Origin of the sequence: Pseudomonas canadensis, assembly GCF_030980095.1 — a bacterium.
Lineage (GTDB): Bacteria > Pseudomonadota > Gammaproteobacteria > Pseudomonadales > Pseudomonadaceae > Aquipseudomonas > Aquipseudomonas canadensis.
On the sequence record NZ_CP133298.1, the window covers coordinates 5,319,653 to 5,342,500 of the forward strand.

The 22,848-nt window shown below is 60.5% G+C and carries 17 protein-coding genes and 2 rRNA genes (1 of these 19 running past the window's edge); 5 read left to right on the top strand and 14 right to left on the bottom strand.

Annotated elements, in window-relative coordinates; translation table 11 throughout:
- The first annotated feature begins 79 nt into the window (after nucleotides 1-79).
- Together antC and RB216_RS24775 are read left to right on the top strand one after the other, a co-directional pair.
- A complete protein-coding gene (gene antC / locus RB216_RS24770; protein ID WP_308908002.1) occupies nucleotides 80-1,087 on the top strand; it encodes an anthranilate 1,2-dioxygenase electron transfer component AntC in 1,008 nt (335 codons plus the stop codon).
- Nucleotides 1,088-1,159: 72 nt separating this feature from the next.
- Nucleotides 1,160-2,560 (top strand): amino acid permease, encoded by a 1,401-nt coding sequence (locus RB216_RS24775; protein WP_028617932.1) that lies wholly within the window; start codon nucleotides 1,160-1,162, stop codon nucleotides 2,558-2,560.
- 145 nt (nucleotides 2,561-2,705) lie between these two features.
- Here RB216_RS24775 and kynA read toward each other — a convergent pair whose 3' ends face one another.
- Both kynA and kynB read right to left on the bottom strand, forming a co-directional pair.
- Nucleotides 2,706-3,563 carry a tryptophan 2,3-dioxygenase gene (kynA, locus tag RB216_RS24780; RefSeq protein ID WP_028617933.1) on the bottom strand — a complete coding sequence of 286 codons (858 nt, stop codon included), beginning with the start codon at nucleotides 3,561-3,563 and terminating at the stop codon, nucleotides 2,706-2,708.
- The gene (gene kynB / locus RB216_RS24785; RefSeq protein ID WP_308908003.1) at nucleotides 3,560-4,210 is read right to left on the bottom strand and encodes an arylformamidase; all 651 of its coding nucleotides are present in this window, start codon (nucleotides 4,208-4,210) and stop codon (nucleotides 3,560-3,562) included. The genes kynA and kynB overlap by 4 nt, the downstream gene beginning before the upstream one ends.
- A gap of 375 nt (nucleotides 4,211-4,585) precedes the next feature.
- On the opposite strand from kynB, the gene RB216_RS24790 reads away from it, so the two are divergent.
- A complete protein-coding gene (locus RB216_RS24790) occupies nucleotides 4,586-4,930 on the top strand; it encodes a cupin domain-containing protein (RefSeq protein WP_025858010.1) in 345 nt (114 codons plus the stop codon).
- A 64-nt stretch (nucleotides 4,931-4,994) separates the two neighbouring features.
- Here RB216_RS24790 and RB216_RS24795 read toward each other — a convergent pair whose 3' ends face one another.
- Nucleotides 4,995-5,165 carry a hypothetical protein gene (locus RB216_RS24795; protein ID WP_163002111.1) on the bottom strand — a complete coding sequence of 57 codons (171 nt, stop codon included), beginning with the start codon at nucleotides 5,163-5,165 and terminating at the stop codon, nucleotides 4,995-4,997.
- 39 nt (nucleotides 5,166-5,204) lie between these two features.
- Nucleotides 5,205-5,741 carry an N-acetyltransferase gene (locus tag RB216_RS24800; RefSeq protein ID WP_308908004.1) on the bottom strand — a complete coding sequence of 179 codons (537 nt, stop codon included), beginning with the start codon at nucleotides 5,739-5,741 and terminating at the stop codon, nucleotides 5,205-5,207.
- Nucleotides 5,742-5,894: 153 nt separating this feature from the next.
- On the opposite strand from RB216_RS24800, the gene RB216_RS24805 reads away from it, so the two are divergent.
- Entirely contained in the window at nucleotides 5,895-6,605 is a 711-nt protein-coding gene (locus tag RB216_RS24805) for an SIR2 family NAD-dependent protein deacylase (protein ID WP_308908005.1), read from the top strand.
- Between the two features lie 48 nt (nucleotides 6,606-6,653).
- On the opposite strand, the gene mmsB is transcribed toward RB216_RS24805, so the two are convergent.
- Nucleotides 6,654-7,541, bottom strand: coding sequence for a 3-hydroxyisobutyrate dehydrogenase (gene mmsB, locus RB216_RS24810; RefSeq protein WP_308908006.1), 888 nt, complete (start codon nucleotides 7,539-7,541; stop codon nucleotides 6,654-6,656).
- Between the two features lie 15 nt (nucleotides 7,542-7,556).
- Nucleotides 7,557-9,074: a CoA-acylating methylmalonate-semialdehyde dehydrogenase gene (locus RB216_RS24815; RefSeq protein ID WP_016974890.1), complete on the bottom strand. Its 1,518-nt coding sequence runs from the start codon at nucleotides 9,072-9,074 to the stop codon at nucleotides 7,557-7,559.
- Nucleotides 9,075-9,203: 129 nt separating this feature from the next.
- Between RB216_RS24815 and RB216_RS24820 the strand changes: the two genes are divergently transcribed.
- Nucleotides 9,204-10,151 carry a LysR family transcriptional regulator gene (locus tag RB216_RS24820; RefSeq protein ID WP_028617937.1) on the top strand — a complete coding sequence of 316 codons (948 nt, stop codon included), beginning with the start codon at nucleotides 9,204-9,206 and terminating at the stop codon, nucleotides 10,149-10,151.
- 193 nt (nucleotides 10,152-10,344) lie between these two features.
- Here RB216_RS24820 and yfiB read toward each other — a convergent pair whose 3' ends face one another.
- From yfiB to RB216_RS24860, 8 genes are all read right to left on the bottom strand, one after another.
- Nucleotides 10,345-10,836, bottom strand: coding sequence for an outer membrane lipoprotein YfiB (yfiB, locus tag RB216_RS24825; RefSeq protein ID WP_028617938.1), 492 nt, complete (start codon nucleotides 10,834-10,836; stop codon nucleotides 10,345-10,347).
- Between the two features lie 4 nt (nucleotides 10,837-10,840).
- Nucleotides 10,841-12,103, bottom strand: coding sequence for a diguanylate cyclase DgcN/YfiN (gene dgcN / locus RB216_RS24830; protein WP_068937246.1), 1,263 nt, complete (start codon nucleotides 12,101-12,103; stop codon nucleotides 10,841-10,843).
- Nucleotides 12,100-12,675, bottom strand: a complete 576-nt coding sequence (gene yfiR / locus RB216_RS24835) for a regulatory sequestration protein YfiR (protein ID WP_068937245.1) — start codon at nucleotides 12,673-12,675, stop codon at nucleotides 12,100-12,102. Before yfiR ends, dgcN begins: the two co-directional genes overlap by 4 nt.
- A 146-nt stretch (nucleotides 12,676-12,821) precedes the next feature.
- Complete coding sequence (recD, locus tag RB216_RS24840) at nucleotides 12,822-14,888, bottom strand: exodeoxyribonuclease V subunit alpha (RefSeq protein ID WP_068937244.1); 2,067 nt, start codon at nucleotides 14,886-14,888, stop codon at nucleotides 12,822-12,824.
- Nucleotides 14,885-18,559: an exodeoxyribonuclease V subunit beta gene (recB, locus tag RB216_RS24845; RefSeq protein ID WP_122683467.1), complete on the bottom strand. Its 3,675-nt coding sequence runs from the start codon at nucleotides 18,557-18,559 to the stop codon at nucleotides 14,885-14,887. Before recB ends, recD begins: the two co-directional genes overlap by 4 nt.
- The gene (recC, locus tag RB216_RS24850) at nucleotides 18,556-22,008 is read right to left on the bottom strand and encodes an exodeoxyribonuclease V subunit gamma (protein WP_308908007.1); all 3,453 of its coding nucleotides are present in this window, start codon (nucleotides 22,006-22,008) and stop codon (nucleotides 18,556-18,558) included. The genes recB and recC overlap by 4 nt, the downstream gene beginning before the upstream one ends.
- A 144-nt stretch (nucleotides 22,009-22,152) precedes the next feature.
- Nucleotides 22,153-22,268 (bottom strand): 5S ribosomal RNA (gene rrf, locus RB216_RS24855).
- 155 nt (nucleotides 22,269-22,423) lie between these two features.
- Nucleotides 22,424-22,848, bottom strand: a 23S ribosomal RNA gene (locus RB216_RS24860); it runs 2,466 nt beyond the window's last position.

A 22,848-nucleotide genomic window follows, 5' to 3' on the forward strand; every position in this document is an offset into this window, starting at 1 on the left:
TGTTGAACACTGTCGCCCGACAGACCGCTATCGCTGGCAAGCCAGCTCCTACAGTTATTGAATCCATGGAGAATGGTGGATGAATCACAAAGTGGCCTTCAGCTTTGCCGACGGCAAGACCCTGTTCTTCCCCGTCGGCGCCCATGAAATCCTGCTGGATGCGGCACTGCGCAACGGCATCAAGATCCCACTGGATTGCCGTGAAGGTGTGTGCGGCACCTGCCAGGGCCGTTGCGAGTCCGGCGATTACAGCCAGGACTATGTAGACGAAGAAGCCCTGTCCAGCCTCGACCTGCAACAGCGCAAGATGCTCAGTTGCCAGACGCGGGTAAAGTCCGACGCGACGTTCTATTTCGACTTTGATTCGAGCCTGTGCAACGCGCCGGGACCGGTTCAGGTCAAGGGCAGCGTGAGCGCGGTGGAACAGGTGTCGGCCAGCACGGCGATCCTGCAGGTGCAGTTGGATCAGGCACTGGATTTTCTGCCGGGCCAATATGCGCGCCTAGCGGTGCCTGGCACGGACAGTTGGCGGTCCTATTCTTTCGCCAACCTGCCGGGCAATCACCTGCAATTTTTAGTGCGCCTGTTGCCCGATGGGGTGATGAGCAACTACCTGCGCGAACGCTGCCAGGTGGGCGATGAACTGTTGATGGAAGCGCCCCTCGGCGCCTTCTACCTGCGCCACGTCACCAAGCCATTGCTACTGGTGGCGGGTGGCACTGGGTTGTCGGCCCTACTGGGCATGCTCGATGAACTGGCCACCAATGGTTGCGACCAACCGGTGCACCTGTATTACGGCGTGCGCGGTGCCGAGGACTTGTGCGAAGCGGCGCGTATCCAAGGTTATGCTGCAAAAATCGCAGGCTTTCGCTACACCGAAGTCCTCAGCGCCCCCTCCGACGATTGGCCCGGCAAGCGCGGCTACCTCACTGAGCATTTTGACCTGGCCGAATTGCGGGACAGTTCGGCGGATATGTACCTGTGCGGCCCCCCTCCAATGGTCGAATCCATCCAGCAATGGCTGGCGGATCAGGCACTTGATGGCGTTCAGCTGTATTACGAAAAGTTTACGCAGAGTAATATCTGACCCCTCAGCACTTCTGAGGGGCTGATGCGGCGTGCACTCAACCCTGAGAAAAACAAGTAGAAGGGAATGTTAATGGCGGATGACATGGTTAACCCGGTAGGCCTAAAGCGTGGCCTGAAGAACCGGCACATTCAGCTGATCGCCTTGGGAGGGGCGATCGGCACGGGGTTGTTCCTCGGCTCGGCCGGGGTGCTCAAGTCGGCGGGGCCGTCGATGATCCTGGGTTACGCGATTGCGGGTTTCATCGCGTTCCTGATCATGCGCCAGCTCGGCGAGATGATCGTCGAAGAGCCGGTGGCCGGCTCCTTCAGCCACTTCGCCCACAAATACTGGGGCGGTTACGCTGGCTTCCTGGCGGGCTGGAACTACTGGGTGCTCTACGTGCTGGTGGGCATGGCCGAACTGACGGCGGTGGGTAAGTACATCCAGTTCTGGTGGCCGGAGATCCCGACCTGGGTCAGTGCACTGGTGTTCTTTGTCGCGGTGAACCTGATCAACACCCTGAACGTGAAGTTCTTTGGTGAAGCCGAGTTCTGGTTCGCGATCATCAAGGTGGTGGCGATTGTCGGCATGATCGTGCTCGGTTGCTACCTGCTGTTCAGCGGCACCGGCGGCCCGCAAGCCACGGTCAGCAACCTGTGGAGCCACGGCGGGTTCTTCCCGAATGGCGGCATGGGGCTGTTGATGTCCATGGCGTTCATCATGTTCTCGTTCGGTGGCCTGGAGCTGGTCGGCATCACTGCCGCCGAAGCCAGCGAGCCGCGCAAAGTGATCCCGAAAGCGATCAACCAGGTGGTCTACCGGATCCTGATTTTCTACGTGGGTGCCCTGACCGTGCTGCTGTCGCTGTACCCGTGGGACCAACTGCTGCAAACCCTCGGCGCGTCGGGCGATGCCTACAGTGGTAGCCCGTTCGTGCAGATCTTCTCGCTGATCGGCAACGACACCGCCGCACACATCCTCAACTTCGTGGTGCTGACCGCGGCGCTGTCGGTGTACAACAGCGGCGTGTACTGCAACAGCCGCATGCTGTTCGGCCTGGCCGAGCAAGGTGATGCACCGAAATCGCTGATGAAGCTGAACAAACAAGGCGTGCCGATCCGCGCCCTGGCGATTTCAGCGTTGGTGACGATGCTGTGTGTAGTGGTCAACTATGTGGCACCGCAGAGCGCGCTGGAGCTGCTGTTCGCGCTGGTGGTTGCCTCGTTGATGATCAACTGGGCGCTGATCAGCATCACCCACATCAAGTTCCGCAAAGCCATGGGCGAACAAGGCCTGACGCCGTCGTTCAAGACCTTCTGGTTCCCGTTCAGCAACTACCTGTGCCTGGCGTTCATGGTGATGATCATCAGCGTGATGCTGGCGATTCCAGGCATCAGCGAGTCGGTGTATGCGATGCCGGTGTGGGTGGGGATTATCTACATTGCCTACCGTTTGCGGGTTCGAAACACGAAAGCAGCCGTGGCGCAGTAACCCCTGTGGGAGCGGGCTTGCTCGCGAATGCTGTGCGTCAGTCACCAGATGTGCGGGCTGACCCACCGCTTTCGCGAGCAAGCCCGCTCCCACAGCGTGGATAGCATTCCAAAACAAAAAGCCCCGGAATTCCGGGGCTTTTTGTTTACAGCGTTGAGCGCACTCGCCACAACTCGGGGAACAACACCGTGTCGAGCATCTTGCGCAAATACCCCACACCTTCCGTGCCGCCCGTGCCGGGCTGGAAGCCGATGATCCGCTCTACCGTCGTCACATGGCGGAAGCGCCATTGGCGGAACGAGTCCTCCAGGTCGATAAACTTCTCGGCCAACTGATACAGGTCCCAGTAGCGGTTCGGATCGCGATACACCTCGCGCCACGCCGCCTCCACCGATTCATCGTGAACCGTCGCCGCCGTCGGGTCGCGCTCGGCACGTTTCGGGTCAATCGCCAGGCCAGCCTTGATCATCAGGTTGATCGCTTCGTCGTACAGCGACGGCGTGGCAATCGCCACTTTCAACTCGTTCAACAGCTCCGGCCGATGGGCGTGAGGCCGCAACAGCGCCGCGCTTTTGTTGCCGAGGATAAATTCGATCTCGCGGTACTGGAACGACTGGAACCCCGACGACTGCCCCAGGAACGGACGGATCGACTTGTACTCCGACGGCGTCATCGTCGCCAGCACTGCCCAGGCATGCACCAGTTGATCGAAGATCCGCGACACCCGCGCCAGCATCTTGAACGCCGGCGGCAACTCGCCCAGGCGCACGTGTTCGCGGGCGGCCTTGAGTTCGTGGAGCATCAGTTTCATCCACAGCTCGGACGTCTGGTGCTGGATGATGAAGAGCATTTCGTTGTGGTCCGGCGACAGCGGGTGCTGGGCGCTGAGGACTTTGCCCAGGTCCAGGTAATCGCCGTAGCTCATGGACTCGGAGAAATTCAGTTCGGCGTTATGCCATTCTTCAGGCGGCTGGTAGTCAGCAGAGAAAGGACATTGGCTCATCGCGTGGGCTCCTTGAGCGGGCGGAGAATGGCGCGGACCGGGCTCGCGTCCAGGTTGGCAAACCGCAGCGGCAGTGCGATCAATTCATAGTCGCCCTCCGGTACGTCATCGAGCACGATGCCTTCGAGAATCGCCATGCCATGGCGGGCCACGGCGTTGTGGGAATCCATGGTCTTGGACTGCTGCGGGTCCAGCGAGGGCGTATCGATGCCGATCAAGCGCACCCCCAGACTGGCCAGCAGTTCGATGGTTTGTGGAGCGATGGCGGTGAAATTCGAATCCCACTCAGTCAGCGGCGCTTGTGGATAAGTGCGCAGCAACACGCGCTCGGGCAAGTTATCCACACGGCCTTGCAACTGATGCGGCTGCACCAGCGCGCCGCTGTCCAGGCAATGCAGCACCCGGCATGGGCCCATGTACACATCCAGCGACACTTCGCCAATTGGCGCACCGTCCGCGCTGTAATGCAGCGGCGCGTCCACATGGGCGCCGGTGTGCGGAGACAAGGTGATACGCCCGACATTCACCGGACACTCCGGGCCAAACTGCCACACGCGCTCTTCCTGGAACGGCGTATCTCCCGGCCAGGTCGGGGTCGCCGTACTCAAGGGCGGGCTGATATCCCACCACGTTTTTATTGGGTTCATTTGAAGGCTCTCGGCGGTTACTGGGGTGAATGATACGAGGGCCAGCTGCGAATTTTCTTGCGAATTCTGGCGTGAAGCAGGAAATCTTTCGCACTTACTGCGAAGAACGGACGAGAAATCGCACAAATATATCGTCCGGATGCGTCACCGTGCCCTGTGGGAGCCGGGCTTGCCCGCGATGACGGTGGCACTGCTTGCATCTTCATAGCCTGACACTCCGCTATCGCGGGCAAGCCCGGCTCCCACAAGGGTTCGCGGTAATTTCCGGATCATCACACCGCTGCGCTTCTGAGCATCCCGATGTCGAGTTCAGACCACTGACACAACGCCCGAGGCCTTAGGGTGCATCTTTCCATTCCCTGCCTCGGAGACATCATGTCCAAGCCCATCACCGTACTGCGCGACACCCACCCCCTGCCGGTCCTGGACGCCTGCAAATGGGAAAAACTCGAAGGCGATCCGCATACCGTCAATCTCAACGCCTACACCAGCGAAGACGGCAGCAAGATCATGGGCACCTGGATCTGCACCCCGGGCAAGTGGTACGTGGACTACGTGAAGTGGGAATACTGCCACTTCCAGGAAGGCTACTGCATCATCACGCCCGAGGGGTTGGCGCCGATTCACTTGCGAGCTGGGGATATCTTCGTGGTGGAACCGGGGATGAAGGGGACGTGGGAAGTGGTGGAGACAGTGCGTAAGTATTTTGTGTTTGCGTGAGCTAGTGACCACCCACGCTCGCAAATAAAAAACCGCCCTAAACGGCGGTTTTTTTCTGTGCAGCTTAGCGGCTCAGGCCAGCCAAGGGCCCTGCCGGCTCCATGGTCTTGCCGTGTTCAATAGCAACACAGAAAAACCTTTTTTGATTGGCAGACGTCGCTCCACCAAGCTTTTTAGCTTCGGCGCAAAACATCTCAACCAATTTCGCTTTTGTTTTCTGGGTAGTAATTTTCATAGAACCAAGCCTCTGTAAGCCTTGTATATGCGGCCCATACTAGGTGTGCTCAACTGAAATCACAAGACGCTGCTTTTCGTCATAGCTAAAGCCAAGTCGCTCATAAGTCTGTACGACGTCCGGTCGTGGCTCCTGAATTTCTATACGAGAACACCCGATGACACGCGCGTATGCGTCGATGGCGCCGAGAGCAAGCGCTGCGATCAAGCCTTTCAAAGGATGTTCGTTATCTGAGTTACCTTCGAGAAGCACAATCTTGATCGTGACTTTACTGTCACGAGGCGTTGCATAACAAAGGCCACATAGTTGCTCATCGTGCCAGATCGACAAATCAAACCCTTTGGCGTCCAAAGCCCTCCAGGCTGGAACATCCTCCCAGGGAAATTGAGCGTCTCCTCCCCAGAGGTAAAACGCCTCTATGGCCCGACCATCAATAACATCGAAGCGAACTCTCGAAGCATCGCGCCATTGATGCCCCAACGCTGTCCACTGTTCGATGAATGAAGCCAGCGCCGCCTTCCTCGATTGAGACTGGAAGATCAGGTACTTGAGGGAGTTCGAGTATCGACGTGCCATTACGATCAGATTCTTATGCGTGTTGTGGAAAGATCAGAAAGTCGCGTTAACAGCGAAAGGGCGTAAACGGTAGCAAGATCGGGTGTAGCCTTGGGCCAACGATGAATTCAAGATTTTTCAGGTGTATTCGTCACGAGCAATGGAGCCTTCCCCATGACGGCGGAATTCGACAGACAAAAAATCGTGATCTTCACCGGCTCTGGCATCAGCGCCGAAAGCGGCCTGGACACGTTCAACGACGAAACCGGACTGTGGATGGACCATCGCGTCGAAGACGTGGCTACGCCCGATGCATGGCATAGGCACCCCGCGCAAGTGCTGGCGTTCTATAACGCGTTGCGGCACAAGGCGTGGACTGCACAGCCCAATGCGGCGCACCGCGCCATAGCGGAGTTAGAACAGCAGTTTGATGTCGTGGTGATCACGCAAAACGTCGACGACCTGCACGAGCGTGCAGGGTCCACGTGCGTTCTGCATCTGCATGGTCAAATCAACCTGGCGCAAAGCACGGTCGACGAGCAACTGATTTACAAGATCGACGATAAGCCGGTCTTGCTCGGCGACACCTGCGAAAAAGGCAGCCAATTACGCCCACATATCGTCTGGTATGGCGAAAATGTGCCGAATATCGAGAAGGCGCTGCAGCACTTTAAAAACGCAGAGAAAGTACTGGTCGTGGGCACATCACTGACCACTCAACCGGCCGCAGGACTGGTTACAAAAGCCAGATACTCTGCCGAAAAGCTCCTGATTGGATTGGCCGTTTCGCGCAAGCCGTACGGCTACGAATTCATGCGAGGAAAGGCATCAAGCCTGGTGCCTTATGTGGTGGGATGCTGGCTGAAAGGTCAAAAGGCTCGCTAACCGCAAAAACCCGGGAGCCCACCAAAGGCAGTCTCCCGGAAAACGCCCCTACTTGGGCTTGCGATAGCTGTTGATAATCGCCGAGAAGTCCTTGCCCCCTTCCCCACGCTGGCTCATCGATTGATACAACTGCTGGGCCACAGCGCCCAGAATCACGGGTTGCTTGGCCTGACGCGCCGCTTCGGTGGCCAAGCCCAAATCCTTGAGCATCAGGTCAGCACCAAACCCACCGGTATAACCACGCGACGACGGTGCGGTTTCGATCACGCCCGGCCATGGGTTGTAGGTATCGGAACTCCAGCAACGTCCGGTGGAGCTGTTGATGATGCCGGCCAGCACCTGGGTGTCGATGCCCAGCGCATCGCCCAAGGCCATGGCCTCACTGACGCCGACCATGCTGATCCCCAACAACAAGTTGTTGCAGATCTTCGCGATTTGCCCCGTGCCCACATCACCGCAGTGCACGATGTTGCGGCCCATTTGCGCCAGCACCGGTTGTAGGGTGGCGAACAGTTCCGGGGTAGCGCCGACCATGAAGGTCAGCGTCCCGGCTGCGGCGCCGCCCGTGCCTCCGGAGACGGGGGCGTCGGCTACGGCCACACCTTGTTTGGCCGCCACAGCCGCTACGTCGCGGATGGTCTGCGGGTCAATGGTGCTGCAATCCACCGCCGGTACGCCTTCACCGATGCCGGCAAGTACACCGTCTTCATTCAGCCAGACGCTGCGCACATGGGCGGCGGCGGGCAGCATCGTGATCACCAGTTCAGCACCGGTGGCCGCATCACGCGGCGAATCGCTGATGGTGCCACCCAGCTCGGCCAGTTCCTTGAGCACCGTCTGGTTCAGGTCGAACAGGTTCAGCGCATGGCCGGCCTTGATCAGGTTGCGGGCCATGGGTGCGCCCATGTTGCCCAAGCCGATAAATGCAATCTTCATGGTCTTCTCCCAGAATCAGCGCAGGTTGATGGTGGTGTTGACGCCATCGTTTACCGTGTCGTCATCGAACCAGCGGCTGGTGACGGTCTTGGTCTGGGTGTAGAACTGCACCACTTGCTTGCCATACGGGCCCAGGTCGCCGAGCTTGGAGCCACGCGAACCGGTGAAGCTGAAGAAAGGGACGGGCACCGGGATCGGGATGTTGATGCCGACCTGGCCTACGTCGATTTCGCTCTGGAACTTGCGCGCCGCCGCGCCGCTCTGGGTGAACAGGCCGGTACCGTTGCCGAACGGGTTGGCGTTGACCAGGGCGATGGCCTCGTCGAGGGTCGCGACCTCCAGCACCACCAGCACCGGGCCGAAGATTTCCTGGGTGTAGATCTGCATATCGGTGGTCACGCCCGAGAACAGGGTCGGGCCGACAAAGTTGCCTTGCTCGAAGCCCGGCACCTTGATGTCGCGGCCGTCCAGTTCCAGCTTGGCGCCTTCTTTCACGCCGCTCTCGATGAGTTCCAGGATACGTGCCTTGGCGCGCTTGGAAATCACCGGGCCGACATCAGTGCCCGCTTCACTGCCCGCGTTGACCTTGAGCTTTTGCGCCAGCGCTTTCAGGTCCGGCAGCCATTGCTTGGACGCGCCCACCAGCACCACCACCGAGGTCGCCATGCAACGTTGGCCCGCCGCACCGAAACCGGCGCCGACCAGAGCATTGAGGGTGTGTTCACGGTTGGCATCCGGCAGCACCACGGCGTGGTTCTTGGCACCCATCATCGACTGCACACGCTTGCCGTGTTTGCCGGCCAAGTCGTAGACGTGAGTGCCCACTGCGGTCGAGCCCACGAAGGACACGGCCTTGATGTCTTTGTGAGTGCACAGCGCATCCACCACATCCTTGCCGCCGTGCACCACGTTGAGCACGCCAGCCGGCACGCCAGCTTCCAGCGCCAACTCCACCAGCAGCATCGTTGACAGCGGGTCCTGCTCGGACGGTTTGAGAACGAAGGTGTTACCGCAGGCGATGGCCATCGGGAACATCCACAGCGGGATCATCGCCGGGAAGTTGAACGGAGTAATGCCGGCGCACACGCCAATGGGTTGGCGAAGGGTGTAGGTGTCGACGCCACCTGCGACGTTTTCAGCAAACTCGCCCATCTGCAGGGTGCCGATGGAGCAGGCGTGCTCCACCACTTCCAGGCCACGGAAAATATCGCCCTCGGCATCGGCAATGGTCTTGCCCTGCTCGTTGCTGAGCACCACGGCAATGCGCTTGGAATGTTCGCGGATCAAGGCTTGCAGCTTGAGCATGATGCGCATGCGCGCGCCGATCGGCGTCAGCTTCCAGGTCTGGAAGGCGCGGTGGGCAGCGTCGATGGCAGCGTTGACTTCATCGGCAGTAGCGAACGGGACTTTGGCCAGCACCTCTTGGGTGGCCGGGTTGACGATGTCTTGCCACTCGGTGGTCTTGGACTCGACCCACTCGCCGTTGATCAGCAACTTGACCTGTTGCACGGAAATATCGGCAGATGCGTTCATGTGGTCTCCAATCTTATATTTATGCAGAGACAAGGCGCGTAACCGCCTTGGGAAATGAGGCGTTCGGACTGTTTTTGGAGTATAGATGTGCAAATCTCTAATAAGAACGCACATAAAAGCCGGACCAATATGCAAAAAAACATCACGTCGCTGGGCTCCCTGAACTGGGATGACCTGAAGTTTTTCCTCGAAGTGGCCCGCACCCGCAAGGCCAGCGTGGCCGCCAAGCGCCTGGCGGTGGACTACACCACCGTGTCGCGGCGCATCAGTTCACTGGAAGTGTCCCTCGGCACCCTGCTGTTCGAAAAATCCCGGACCAACGGTTTCGTGCTCACCACCGAGGGCCAGCGTTTGCTGGGCTACGCCGAGTCCATCGAAAGCACCCTGCACATGGCCTGCGAGCAAGTCTCCGGCTCCGGCGTGGCGCTGTCGGGCCATGTGCGCATGGGCTGCACCGAAGGGTTCGGGAGCTTCTTCGTCACCCCGCAGTTGAGCCACTTCGTCGACACCTACCCGGCCATCTCAGTGGACATCCTGCCCCTGCCCCACTTCATCAGCCTGTCCAAGCGCGAAGCCGACATCGTCATCGCCCTGGAACGGCCGGAACATGGGCCGTATGTGTGCTGCAAACTGTGCGACTACAAATTGCAGCTGTACGCGACCCAGGAATACCTCGACCAGCACCCACCGATCCGCAAACCGGCGGATTTGGCCGAGCATCCGTTTATCAGCTATGTGGATGACTTGGCGTTCAGCTCGGAGTTGCTGTATCTGGCCAACGTGGTGCCCGGCGCCAGCGCCAGCCTGCGCAGTACCAGCGTGATCGCGCAGTACGTGGCGGCGCAGCAGGGTCGGTCGATGGCGATATTGCCGTGTTTTTTGGCGGCGCAGGATCCACGGTTGTTACCGGTGCTGGGGGAGCAGATTTCCATCACTCGCCAGTTCTGGATGTATTGCCGGGAGGATTTGCGCAAATTGAAGCGGATTACGTTGTTGTGGGACTACATCAGGGAAGTGACGGAGCAGAATCAGGGGTTGTTGATGGGGGAGACACGGGAGATCAGGTTCGCGGATTAAAGGGCCATCAATGGGTAAAGCCAGTGTCGATGACCTGACACAAGCAATGACGCCGAGCCGCTAAGCGAACACGTTAGCAAGCGCGCCGCAAGGCAAACTGTAGGAGTCGGCTTGCCGGCGATGGCGTTCTCAAGGCCGCCATCGCCGGCAAGCCGGCTCCTACCGTTGAGCGCGTTTCAAACTGAAGGCGGGCTCAGTCTGACTTCACCACAATCGACACCCGCCGATTCTCCGTGCGCCCCGCCACCGTGGTATTCGGCGCCACCGGCTCGCTGCTACCCAGCCCGCGCAGTTGAATGTTCTCTTCCTTCATACCCACACCGGTCAACACCGCCGCCACGCTTTTTGCGCGGCGCAGGGACAGTTGCTGGTTGTAGGTTTCCTTGCCCGACGCATCGGTGTGGCCGTCGACGCGTACGCGTTCGATGCCAACGCTCAGCAAGGCCTTGCCGATGCGCTGGACGATGTCGGTGCTGGGTTGGTTGAGGGTTTCGACATCGCTGCCGAACAGCACTTTGCCGGACAGGCCGAATGCCCAACCGTCGTCGGTCAGCTCAAAACCTTGTTGTTTGAGAACGGCCACTTGCTCCGCGGTCAAGCCTTTGGGGGGCGGCGTCTGGCAGCCGCCGAGGGCGAGCAGTGCTACCAGCAGGGTGATAAACATGAAACGTGCGGTCGTGAACAAGGGGTCAACTCCTGTGTTGAACGTTGACGACGGGGTTATCCGACTCCGCCGTTTGCTGGCCGCCCGAGGATAAACGCTTGGCCTGATACATCGCCGCGTCGGCGGCGTTGAGCAAGGTGCCAGGAGTGGCGCCATGCTCGGGGTAGATCGCAATGCCGATACTGAGGGAGGTCAATACCTGGGTGTTGCCGGGCACGGGGATGGGCAGGTCCATGCTGGCGATGATCTTTTCGGCAATACGCTCGGCGTCTTGCGCCTTGTGCAACGGCGCCAGCAGGATGGCGAACTCATCGCCGCCCAGGCGCGCCACCAGGTCATCTTCACGCAATTGCGCACGCACGCGCTCGGCGACGGCGACGAGGACGGCGTCGCCGGCGGCGTGGCCAAAGCTGTCGTTGATCTCTTTGAACCGGTCACTGTCGAGGTACAGCACCGCCACCTGTTCTTTGGCCTTGGCTGCGCTGCGCAGGGCGCGGATCAAACGGCCTTCGAAGAACGCACGATTGGGCAGGCCGGTCAGGCTGTCGTGGTTGGCCTGGTGGGCGAGGGATTCGTTCTCGCTTTGCAGGTGGCTTTGCCAGGCTTCCATTTCGCCGAGCAAGGCATTGAAGTCACTGCCCAGGTTGTCGAGTTCGGCGATACGCGCCGGCGGCACGCGGCGGTCGAAGTCGCGCTCGCTGCGGGCGGCGTGGGCCACGGCGGCAAGGCTTTGCAGCGGGCCGGTAATGCCGCGCAACAGGCGTCGCGCCAGGTGTAGGGCAATCCACGCGCTAAGCGCGGTGCAGATGAGGATCCCGGCCAGGCCGCTGAGCAGGAAGCGCAGCAGGCTACCGCCGTGGCCGGTGAGATGAATGCTGCCGATGGCTTTGCCTTGATGCAGGATCGGCTGGCTGATGGGTTGTTCGAGCAGGGTATGCGCCAACTCCAACTCGACCCGCGAGAGCATGCCGGTTTCCGGGCGTATCCACTTCGCCAACAGCTTGCCATTGGCATCGAATACTTCGGCCTCAGCCACTTCTTCGGTGGAGGCGATCAGGCTGAGGGCTTCAGTGGCCGCCGCGCTGTCGTTGAACACCACCGCCGCTTCCACCGTGTAGTTGATAGAACGTGCGATCAGGTGCAGGTTGTGCTCGGCATAAACCCGCAGCGCCAGTACGCCGAGCAGGGTCAGTGAGACGCTCGCCAGCGTCACCGCCACCAGCGCCAGGATCATGTGCCCCCGACCGATGACGGAACGCAGGGTCGGCCGCGCTTTAACGGCTTTCATGACGCCGGCGCTCGGCGACGGGACAACTGCAGCACGCTGGGATGAATGCGCACGCCGCTGCGGGCGACGGAGTCGAGGTTGACCTCAAACGACACCTGCTCATCGCTCACGCGCAGGCAGAACAGGCTGCCCACGGTGCATTGGTCGCCGCCTTCGCTGATGCTCAATACCGGATGGCCGATCAACGACGTGAACAACTGGCTGCGTTCATCGGCGCTGAGCTTGCCGATGTACACCGCGTCGCACGCATTGACGATATCGGGATGGCTGGCCAGCAGGCGCTGCACCACCACTGGGCGACCGGTGGCCTGGGTGGTGCCTTTGATCAGGTCGTCGGTATATTGAGTCGGGCCGACGATGCACAGGCGCAATTGCGCAGGTTCTACCGGCCAGCGCGCATAACTGAGGATACCGAGTACCACTTGGGTGACAGCCTGCGCACGATGGGTGGCAAGGCTCGCAGGGTCGGGCGCCTGGGCGAAGGTGTGTGGCGCGACCACGCACAGGACCGCCACCAGCAGCATGCGTCTCCAGCTCAAACTGCGCTCTGTGGGCGAGACAGCCACGTTCATGCAGCGATTCTCTCAGGTGTTTTTTAGATGATGCCGCAACGATAGCACAGCGGCGGAAAACCCCGCGAAGAGTAGGTCTTCGCAGGGGGCGCTATTTTTCCAGAAAAATCAGGCGACTGAACCAGAAATCTGACATGACCTAGCAGTCAGTTATTTTCGGATTCGTGACCCAACTCCAGCATCAACCCACTCAAACGCTTGACCTTGCGCCTGACGGCTTCTTCAAACACGCCGCCACGGGGCTCGATCAGGCTGAACCAGCGCTTGGCCCTTGTGATGCCGGTGTAGATCAGCTCCTTGGTCAGCACCGGGTTCAACGCATCCGGCAGGATCAGCGCGGTATGGGTGAATTCCGAGCCCTGGGATTTGTGCACGGTCATGGCGTACACAGTTTCTACATCGTTCAGACGGCTGGGCAGCACAAATCGCACACCGCCCTGACCGTCATTGCGTGGGAAGGCCACGCGCAGCATCTGGGGGCCGCCGTCGCTTTCGGGCAGTTTGAGCGCGATGCCGATGTCACCGTTCATCAGGCCCAGACCGTAATCGTTACGGGTCATCAGCACCGGGCGGCCTTCGTACCATTGCTCGTCGCCTTCGATCAACCGCACCTTGCGCAGGGCGGCGGTGATGCGCAGGTTCAGACCTTCCACGCCCCAGGGGCCTTTGCGTACCGCGCAGAGCAGTTGGAAAGCGTCGAAGGCTTGCAGCAGTTGTTGCGCCCAGTGGGTCCAGGCTTGGCTTTCACGGGGCGTATCCGGCGACGGACGGGCGCTTTGCAACAGTTTGAGGTAATAGCGATAGCCCTCGGCACCGTCACCCTGCCCGTCCAGCACCAAGCGTTCCAGGGCGTGATCATGTTCGCCCTTGAGGCTGACGCAAAACAGATCAGCGTGACTCCGCGCGGCCAGCAGTTTGCGAGCTTCCTCTGCGTTTTGCTGGTTGACCCAACGCGCCAGTTGGCCGATGCCGCTGCCTTCGCCGAAACGTCGCGAGTAACGCAGCATCACCACCTGCTGGGCCAAGGGGTGGCTGGCGTCGCGGTCTTCCTGCAGGCCGCTGGCGCTGAGGTCTTCACCGCTGACGGCTTGCAGCCATTGGCGGGTCTCGGCGCTATAGAAACCGGCTTCGGCGTCGCGACACAAGTCTCCGAGGACAGCGCCCGCCTCCACCGATGCGAGTTGGTCCTTGTCGCCCAGCAGTACCAGGCGCGCATGGGGTGGTAAGGCGTCGAGCAGGTTAGCCATCATTTCCAGGTCGATCATCGAGGCTTCGTCCACCACCAGCACATCCAGGGGCAGCGGATTGCCGAGGTGATGACGAAAATGCCGCGTGCCTGGGCGACTGCCCAGCAAGCGGTGAACGGTGGTGACCTGGGTCGGGATTTTTTCCTTCACGCTGTCCGGCACTTTCAGTGACAGCACTTGTTGGCTGATGGACTCGGTGAGGCGTGCGGCGGCCTTACCGGTGGGCGCGGCCAGGCGAATGCGCAATGGACTGCCGGACTCCACAGCCGGCGCCTGCAACAGCGCGAGCAAGCGCACCACGGTGGTGGTTTTGCCAGTGCCTGGGCCGCCGGTGACGATGCTGAATGCGCCGCGTGTAGCCAGGGCGCAGGCGAGCTTTTGCCAGTCGATCACGCCGTCAGGCGGCGGTTGATCGAAGAGGCTGTTGAGGCGCTGCGGCAAATCGACGGCCACGTTTTCCTGAGTGGCAAGACGCAGGCGCAAGGCGCTGTCGATACGCCGTTCGTAAGTCCAATAGCGGCGCAGGTACAGGCGCTTGCCGGACAGGACCAGAGGGCGACTCTGCGCGGATTCGCTGGCATCGACCGCCAGCGCGACCAGATGACTGGCGGCCAGTGCATGGCACCAGTGGGCGCCGTCCAGGCCTTCCAGTAACTGCGACGGCAGCAACATGGCGCCGGTTTGCAGGTCGCCTTCAGGCGGCAACGACAGCGCAAAGTCCGGCGCCTTGAGGGTTTCGAACAGGTCGAGGCAGACGTGACCATGGCCCAGTTGATGGCTGGTCAGCGCGGCAGCCAGCAGCACCAACGGGTCGGCCTGTGGATCGAGTTCGTGCAGGAAGCCGACGAAGGCTTTGTCCAAGGCACGCAACCAGCCACGGTCGACCCAACGCTCCAGCAATTGCACCAGGTCGGCGGCGCGGCTGAGGGGCGTCAGCTCCTCCAGCGGTAACGGCGACAGGCTCATAACAACACTCCTTGTTCCCAGGCAGGCTCAACCTTGGGCGGGATGGGCTTGCCCTGGAACAGCAGGTCCAGGCCTTCGATCAGTTCCCGCGGCGGTCGGGTGAAATACGCACCCTGGCTCGCGGACTGCGTGCCCCGTAGGAAAATGTACAGCGCACCGCCGACATGGCGGTCGTAGTCGTAGTCCGGCAGCCGCGCCTTGAGTTGGCGGTGCAGGGCCAGCAGGTAAAGCACGTATTGCAGGTCGTACCGATGATCGAGGATCGACTGTTCCATGGCATCCAAGGTGTAGGCCGAATCGTCGGGGCCAAGCCAGTTGGATTTGTAGTCGGCCACGTAATAGCGGCCGTCATGTTCGAAGGTCAAATCGATGAAGCCCTTGAACATGCCGTTGAGCAGCACAGGCTCGGCGGCGACGCGGGAAACGCCGTTGTGGGTGTATTGGCACACCAGCTTGTCGAGGGCGAGTACGTCGACCTTGTGGCTGGCAAACCAGAACTCCATCTCGATCTGGTACTGCTGCAAAGCGCTGAGGGAGACGTGGCCGTTGTCCACAGGCAGTGGCGTTTGCAGCAGGTGGCCGAGCCAACTGCTGAGGGTGATGATCCAACCTTCCCAGTTGCGCCGGTTGCAGCGGGCGCCCACAGCCTTTTCGATGGCCTCGGGCGTAACGCTGAAACCCTCCTCCCCAGCCCATTCCAGCAAGCCGTGCAGGAAGGTCCCTGGGTTAGGGCCACGAGGGAAACGATGAATATCGCCGCCGGATGCCGCCACTTCGCGGGGTGCGTCGGGGTCGAGGCGTTCGTCATCGAACAGCTTCTGGGCCTGCGGGCTTTCCGGTGCTTCGAGCGTGGCAGCGCTCATGCTGTCGCCAATGCGCAAGGCGCTGTAGGAGGCTATCCACCAGTTTTCTGCAGCCTTGCGCTTGGGCAGCAAGGGTGCTCGCAGTGTGGCTTCGTTGCGCGGAGGGTGGAAAAGGATGTCTCGCGCTTCGGGCACCTGGACGTAGTTGATTGCGGTACAACCTTCTTGAAGGTCCAGGAGCCAGCGCGCCAAGCCGGCGGATTCACCCAACGAGGCGCCTGCACCGAGCAAATAGCCCAGCGCCGACAGGTGCAGCACGGAGCTGTTGCTGTTGCCGCGTTTGAGGTCGGCGATTCCGAGCCAGCACGCATGCTTGGCACGGGTCAGGGCTACGTAGAACAGGCGCAGGTCTTCGGCCAGGCGCTCATTGTCGGCTTGGACGATCAGCTCAGGCGTAGGGCGCAGGCTGACTTGAGATTTGCCGTTTTCATCGTGGTAGTGCAGCGGTAAGCGGCTGCCATCCACGGGTTTGGCTGAGCAGATGAAGGGCAGGAAAACCAGGTCGTATTCCAGGCCTTTGGATTTGTGGATAGTCACGACCTTGACCAGTTGCTCATCACTTTCCAGGCGCAGGATTTGTTCTTCACCCGCCTGCCCCGAGAGCGCCAGATGCTCGGCCAGATGGCGGATCAGCGCCTGTTCGCCATCCAGTTCAGAGGCAGCCTGTTGCAGCAGTTCGCTGAGGTGCAGCAGGTTAGTCAGCACACGCTCACCGTCACTGCGCGCGATCAGGGTTTGCGGCAGTTTGAAGTCGTGTAGCAGACGACGCAGCATCGGCAACACGCCTTGGGTACGCCAGATCGCACGGTAGCCACGGAACTGCATGACTCGGCTTTCCCACGCCAGTTCATCCTGATTCAGACGCTCCAGCTCCGGCAGTGACAGGTTCAGGGTCACGCAGGCCAGTGCGGCGCGCAGCGGGCGCTCGACATCCGGCTCGGCGCAAGCCTTGAGCCAGGCCAGCAGGTCGTGGGCTTCCTGGGCGGCGAAGACCGAGTCCTTGTCGGACAGATAGACGCTGCGCACGCCACGCCCGGCCAACTCGGCGCGCACGGCCTGGGCCTCTTTGCCGTCGCGCACGAGGATGGCGATGTCTGACGGGCGCACGCCGTTGAAGCTGCCGTCCGGTTGTAGGAAGCCTGCGCTGCCTTGCTGCCCGCCGTTGAGCAATTCAACGATGTGCGTGGCACAGGCCGCCGCAAGCTGCTGACGATACAGCACGTTGGAAACCGGCTGGTCAGTAGGCAAGTGCCAGAGGTTCATGGCTGGCAGCGTTTGGCCATTTACCTGCAATTGTTCTTTACGTCCTTGGGACAGTACCGAGTGGAACGGCACCGGGTTTTCACCATTGGGCTCGCGGAACAGGAACGCGCCGCGACCGGTTTCCGCACGCTGGAACACGTGGTTCACCGCGTCGACCATCGCGTGGCTGGAGCGGAAGTTGGTGCCCAAGGTGTGGTGACGACCGGTGGTGGACTGACGGGCGCGCAGGTAAGTGTAGATATCGGCGCCGCGGAAGGCGTAGATCGCTTGCTTGGGGTCGCCGATCAGGAACAGGCCACTGTCGAGGTGGTTTTCTTCGATGCGATAGATGCTGTCGAAGATGGCGTATTGCACCGGGTCGGTGTCCTGGAACTCGTCGATCAAGGCCACCGGAAATTGCTCGCGAATCACGCTGGCCAGGCGTTCGCCGCCGTCAGCGTGCAGCGCGGCGTTGAGGCGGATGAGCATGTCGTCGAAGCCCATTTCGGCGCGACGGCGTTTTTCTTCTTCAAAGCGTTTGCCGACCCAGCCGGCCGCGTGTTGCAACACGGCGGCGTCGGGGGTTGGCAGCGCATCAAGCGCCGCCTTGAGGCCGGCCATTGCGTCGATACCGGGATGCTGCGGTGGCTCACCTTTCCAGGCTTCGGCCATGCCGTCGGGTGTCAGGCGCGTGAAACCGGTGCCGATGTCGAGTTGTTCGAGGGTTTCGTCAGCAGCCCAGGCGCTGATCTTTTCGAACCAGGGCTCGAAGTAGCGCGCCTGCATCTTGCGCCCGTCGACGGCTTTGGCGGCTACGGCTTGCAGGCAGATGTCGCGCAGCTCGGCGGCCCATTGTTGCCAAGGCATCTTGAGGGTTGTCAGCGCTTCTCGGCGCTCGTGCAGGCAGGCCGTGATCAGTTCTGCGGGCTCGCGGGTTTCATCCGTCGGCCGTTCGCTGCCGAACAAAGCGCGCACTCGCGGCATCAAGGCGGCGGGGCCACCCCAGTTGTTGCGCACCCAATTGAGCGCATCGTCGTGCATCGGGTAGCAGAACAGTCGCCAATAATCGCGCAATACTTCGCCGAGCAAGTCGCTGTGATCGGTTTCCAGGGTCTGGGTGAATAGGCTGCCACTGTCGAAGGCATGTTCGCGCAGCATGCGCTGGCACCAACTGTGGATGGTCGAGACGGCGGCTTCATCCATCCATTGGGCGGCGATGTCCAGGCGATTGGCGCAGGCGGGCCATTGTTCGGCTAGATAATCGGCGCGCAGATCGGCGATCAGGGCGTCTGGCTGTTCAATCTCTTCACGAAAAAACCGCGCGGCTTCGGCCAGGCGGATGCGGATGCGTTCGCGCAGTTCTTTGGTGGCGGCATCGGTGAAAGTCACTACCAGGATTTGCGGTGGCAGCAGTTCGCGGCCAAAGCCTGATTCATCGCCTCCATGGCCGAGGACCAGGCGCAGGTAGAGGGCGGAGATGGTGAAGGTCTTGCCGGTGCCAGCGCTGGCTTCAATCAGCTGGCTGCCTTTGAGCGGGAAGGCCAGGGCCAAGGGTTTGCTGGTCATGCGCCGGCCTCCTCGCCAGTGAGTGATCGCCATGGGGCGTTGAGCAGCGGGCGATACAGGGTTTCGCACCAACCTTCGAATTCTTCGCTGGCAATCAGCGTGGCGTAGTCGGGGAATTGCCGGGTAAGCGCCGGAGTTTCGCGGCGCTCACCATCGGTGGTCAGGCCATCGCCTTCGTAAGCTTTGCTGGCGGCCGCCTGGGCCTTGGCAGGATCGGTTTGGCCAAGCCAAGCGAAAGCGGTTTTGACGGCGACGGGCAGCGGCTGGCTCATCCCGGTATGCCAGGCCAGCAATAGGTTACCGAGTAGTTCCTGGGCATTGGTTTTATCCAGCGGCGGCAGCAACAGGGTGTCATCGCTGGCCACCAAGCCGGTGCTCAATGGCAGACCGCAGGCGCAGGCAACCACATGATTGACCCAGGGGCGAATCAGGCGATGCCACTTGCGGGTCTTGATCGAGCCTATGCTGTTAGGGATGGTGGTGACGCTGAGCAACCCGCCATCGCTGCGTCGATGCAGACCACTGATCCAGCCTTCCAACTGAACGCCATTATGCTCAAAAATGACCGGTTCGGCACCGGTGTGCGGGGTGGGCCAGAGGGCGAGTAATTGCTGATAGCGTCGCAACAGATCGGGTAACGGTTCGATCAGTTCGTTGCGTAGGCATTCGCCGAAACCGACCATCGGCAACAGGCCACTCCCCTGCAGGCGCAGGGCCTGGGCGTTCAGTGCCTGGTCGAGATGATCAGGCTGGGTGAGTGCGGCGCTCAGTAGGCTGTCGCTCAGGCTGTAGCGTTGCAGGGCATCGAGGACGAAGGGTTCTTCGTCGGCCAGTGGCACTTCGGCGGCTTCGAAGAACACTTTCAGGCGTTGGCTGAAGAAATGTTTGACCGGGTTGCGCAGGAAGTCTTGAAGCTGACCGAGGCTCAGGGGTTCGTCCTGTTGATGCGAGCTGAGTTCCTCTTCTTTTTGCATGGCATCCGGCGTTTCGTGCAGTAATTGCCACTCACGGGCGTAGCTGAACAGCGCGTCGCCCTCATGGAAGTAGCGGGCACTGAAAGGTTGCAGTGGGTGCTCTTGCGTCATGGCTTCGATAAGCGATGCGTCACTGTTGGCGTGGTGCCAGCCGCTGGCGAGATGGTCGCGTAGTTGGCCTATCAATACCGAGGCCGGGCGGTCGCTGTTGTCGCGGATGCTACGACCTACCCAACTGATGTACAACTGGTCGCGGGCTGAAAGCAGCGCTTCGAGCAGCAGGTAGCGGTCGTCCTCGCGGCGCGAACGGTCGCCGGGGCGGTAGTCGCTGCCCATCAAGTCGAAGTCCAGCGGGGGTTGCGCGCGCGGGTAATCGCCATCGTTCATGCCGAGCAGGCAAACGAGCTTGAATGGGATCGCTCGCATAGGCATCAAAGTACAGAAATTGACAGCCCCGGCGAGGAAACGTTGGGACAGGCGACCTTGATCCAGACCCGCGAGCCAGGCTTCGCGGACTACGGTGAGAGGTAACTCGTCCTGCAGTCCTACAGATTCGCAGGTTTCCAGCCAGGTTTCCCTGAGTTGTTCGAGTTGGCCCAGCAGGTAGTCATCGTGTTCGCTGCTGGGTAGGAAGAACAGTTGCATCAGGCGTTGCAGACGACCGCCCCACTCCGTCGGAGAAGCCGGTAGCGACAATGCTTGATGCGCGTCGTTAAGTGCGTCGAGCAAAGCGACCAGAGGACCAATGAGCGCTGCGTCGAGGCCACCGATTTCATCGTAGGGCTCGATACCCTCACACGCTGCGCCGGTGCCTACGGCGTAACCGAGCAACATGCGCCGCAGGCCGAAACGCCAGCTGTTTTGTTCCAACTCCTTTGGCAGGCCCAGGCCGGCACGTTGTTCGGCGTTGAGCCCCCAGCGGATGCCGGCACCTTCTATCCAGCGATGCAGCGTAGGCAGGTCGCGCTCCTTGATGGCGAAGCGTTCGCGCAGGGCCGGAACGTCGAGCAGGTCGAGGATCTCGCTGACGGGGAAGCGGCTGTCGGGCAGTTTCAGCAGGTGTTCGACGGCGATAAGCAGCGGGTCGCGGCCGCGTTGGCCTTGGTCGGTCAGGGTGAACGGGATGAAGCGTGGGTCATTGCGTTCGAGTTGGCCAAACACGGCGCGAATGTGCGGCGCGTAGCTGTCGACATCCGGAACCATGACGATGACATCTCGCGGACGCAGCGAGGGGTCGGCACTGAAGCGTTGGAGCAGTTGGTCGTGGAGGATTTCCACTTCGCGCTGGGCGCTGTGGGCAATGTGGAAGCGGATTGAGGTATCGTGATCCAGATCAACGGCAGGCCATAGCTCGCGGGTTTCGTTGAGTGGACGCAGTTCCAGGATGTCGTCCTGGAGCTGATTGAGCAGTGTGGTGGGCTCACTGTCGCTGAACAGGTCAATGCGACCATCGCGGAATGCAGCGCGATAACTGTTAGGGTCGTCGTAGCTGTCCAGCAGGCTGATGTAGTCACGGCCTTGCTTGCCCCAGGCGGCCAGTAGCGGGTGGGCGTGCTGGTGCAGGGTTTGTGGGTCGATGGTGACCGGCATGCCGGCTTTACGCGCTTGGCGTTTATATTCGTTACGCAGCAGGTCTTTGTCGGCGACGATGTCAGCCCAATGGTGACGGCAGGGGTTGTGCACGCAGAGCAGGACTTGGCTGAATCGCGCGAGGCCGGCGAGGGCCTCAAGGGCCTGGGCGGGCAACGAGGAGATGCCAAAAACTATGACTCGGGATGGCAGGCCCTCGGGTGCTGTTTCCATTATATTGATGCGCTCGATAAAGCGTTGGTGAACGCCGGCGCGGCTTTCGGCCATGCCTTCTTCACCGACATCCAGCAACAGTGCGCGCCATAGTTCGGCTTGCCAGCAGTTGGCTGGGTTGAGCGGTTTTGATTCGCCTCGACCGTTGCGCAGTTGGTGGCGGCCGGCAGCCCAGTCTTCGAGCCAATCGGCGCGGTAGACCTGATATTGGTCGAACAAGTCAGCCAGGCGCTCGGCGAGTTGGTAGCGTTTGCGCAAATCGGTGTCGTGGGTGAGAAAACGCTGCAGCGGTTCGAAGTGCGGCTGATCGATAAGCTCCGGGAGCAGTCGCATAAGGCGCCAGGTCAGCGGGGCTTTGTCGAGCAGGGACTTGGGCGGAATTTCATCTTTGCCCAAGACCATACGATAGAGCTGCCACATGAAGCTGCCAGGCAGTTGAACATCGATTGCTGCGGCTATTCCGCAGCCGCCCATGTCGTCTTCTTCCGGATCTTCAGCCAGGGCCAGCTTGAGCCATTGGGCGATGCCGTTGCTTTGTACCAGGGCAATTTCGTTTTCCAGGGGCGCCAGGGGATAACGGCGCATCCAACTGACCACCAGGCTGCGCAGTTCGTCCAAGCGGTTGCCGTGAACCACCATGAATCCAGGGCTGAGGGACGTCGCATCCGGCATAACGGCTTCCTTGGGAAAAGCAAAAATCGAGGGTGCGACTTTAGCACTGTGGGCAGTTGTTGGAGGAATTGGGATGTTAGCTGTCTTTTCGACCGCCCAAAACAAAACCCCATCTGCTTTCGCAAATGGGGTTTCGGAATTTAATCTTGACGATGACCTACTCTCACATGGGGAAACCCCACACTACCATCGGCGATGCATCGTTTCACTACTGAGTTCGGGATGGGATCAGGTGGTTCCAATGCTCTATGGTCGTCAAGAAATTCGGGTACTGAATCGTGGCTTATGCCTCGCTTCAGCAAATTGGGTATGTGACAGCTTTCGGTGCTTGTGAGCGTCGAACTTTCGGTTCATTTTCGTCTTCACACACCGCAATCTGATGCTCGTTAGAGTAGTCAAATTGCTTGGGTGTTATATGGTCAAGCCTCACGGGCAATTAGTATTGGTTAGCTCAACGCCTCACAGCGCTTACACACCCAACCTATCAACGTCGTAGTCTTCGACGGCCCTTCAGGGAACTCAAGGTTCCAGTGAGATCTCATCTTGAGGCTAGTTTCCCGCTTAGATGCTTTCAGCGGTTATCTATTCCGAACATAGCTACCCGGCAATGCCACTGGCGTGACAACCGGAACACCAGAGGTTCGTCCACTCCGGTCCTCTCGTACTAGGAGCAGCCCCTCTCAAATCTCAAACGTCCACGGCAGATAGGGACCGAACTGTCTCACGACGTTCTAAACCCAGCTCGCGTACCACTTTAAATGGCGAACAGCCATACCCTTGGGACCGGCTTCAGCCCCAGGATGTGATGAGCCGACATCGAGGTGCCAAACACCGCCGTCG

Bases quoted from the DNA above. Each gene is read 5' to 3' on its own strand.
- RB216_RS24800 (WP_308908004.1), bottom strand. From the start codon at position 5,741: ATGGCACGTCGATACTCGAACTCCCTCAAGTACCTGATCTTCCAGTCT.
- antC (WP_308908002.1), top strand. From the start codon at position 80: ATGAATCACAAAGTGGCCTTCAGCTTTGCCGACGGCAAGACCCTGTTC.
- recC (WP_308908007.1), bottom strand. From the start codon at position 22,008: ATGCCGGATGCGACGTCCCTCAGCCCTGGATTCATGGTGGTTCACGGC.
- mmsB (WP_308908006.1), bottom strand. From the start codon at position 7,541: ATGAAGATTGCATTTATCGGCTTGGGCAACATGGGCGCACCCATGGCC.
- RB216_RS24820 (WP_028617937.1), top strand. From the start codon at position 9,204: ATGCAAAAAAACATCACGTCGCTGGGCTCCCTGAACTGGGATGACCTG.
- yfiR (WP_068937245.1), bottom strand. From the start codon at position 12,675: ATGAACGTGGCTGTCTCGCCCACAGAGCGCAGTTTGAGCTGGAGACGC.
- RB216_RS24795 (WP_163002111.1), bottom strand. From the start codon at position 5,165: ATGAAAATTACTACCCAGAAAACAAAAGCGAAATTGGTTGAGATGTTT.
- recD (WP_068937244.1), bottom strand. From the start codon at position 14,888: ATGAGCCTGTCGCCGTTACCGCTGGAGGAGCTGACGCCCCTCAGCCGC.
- RB216_RS24775 (WP_028617932.1), top strand. From the start codon at position 1,160: ATGGCGGATGACATGGTTAACCCGGTAGGCCTAAAGCGTGGCCTGAAG.
- RB216_RS24805 (WP_308908005.1), top strand. From the start codon at position 5,895: ATGACGGCGGAATTCGACAGACAAAAAATCGTGATCTTCACCGGCTCT.
- dgcN (WP_068937246.1), bottom strand. From the start codon at position 12,103: ATGAAAGCCGTTAAAGCGCGGCCGACCCTGCGTTCCGTCATCGGTCGG.
- recB (WP_122683467.1), bottom strand. From the start codon at position 18,559: ATGACCAGCAAACCCTTGGCCCTGGCCTTCCCGCTCAAAGGCAGCCAG.
- kynA (WP_028617933.1), bottom strand. From the start codon at position 3,563: ATGAGCCAATGTCCTTTCTCTGCTGACTACCAGCCGCCTGAAGAATGG.
- kynB (WP_308908003.1), bottom strand. From the start codon at position 4,210: ATGAACCCAATAAAAACGTGGTGGGATATCAGCCCGCCCTTGAGTACG.
- RB216_RS24815 (WP_016974890.1), bottom strand. From the start codon at position 9,074: ATGAACGCATCTGCCGATATTTCCGTGCAACAGGTCAAGTTGCTGATC.
- RB216_RS24790 (WP_025858010.1), top strand. From the start codon at position 4,586: ATGTCCAAGCCCATCACCGTACTGCGCGACACCCACCCCCTGCCGGTC.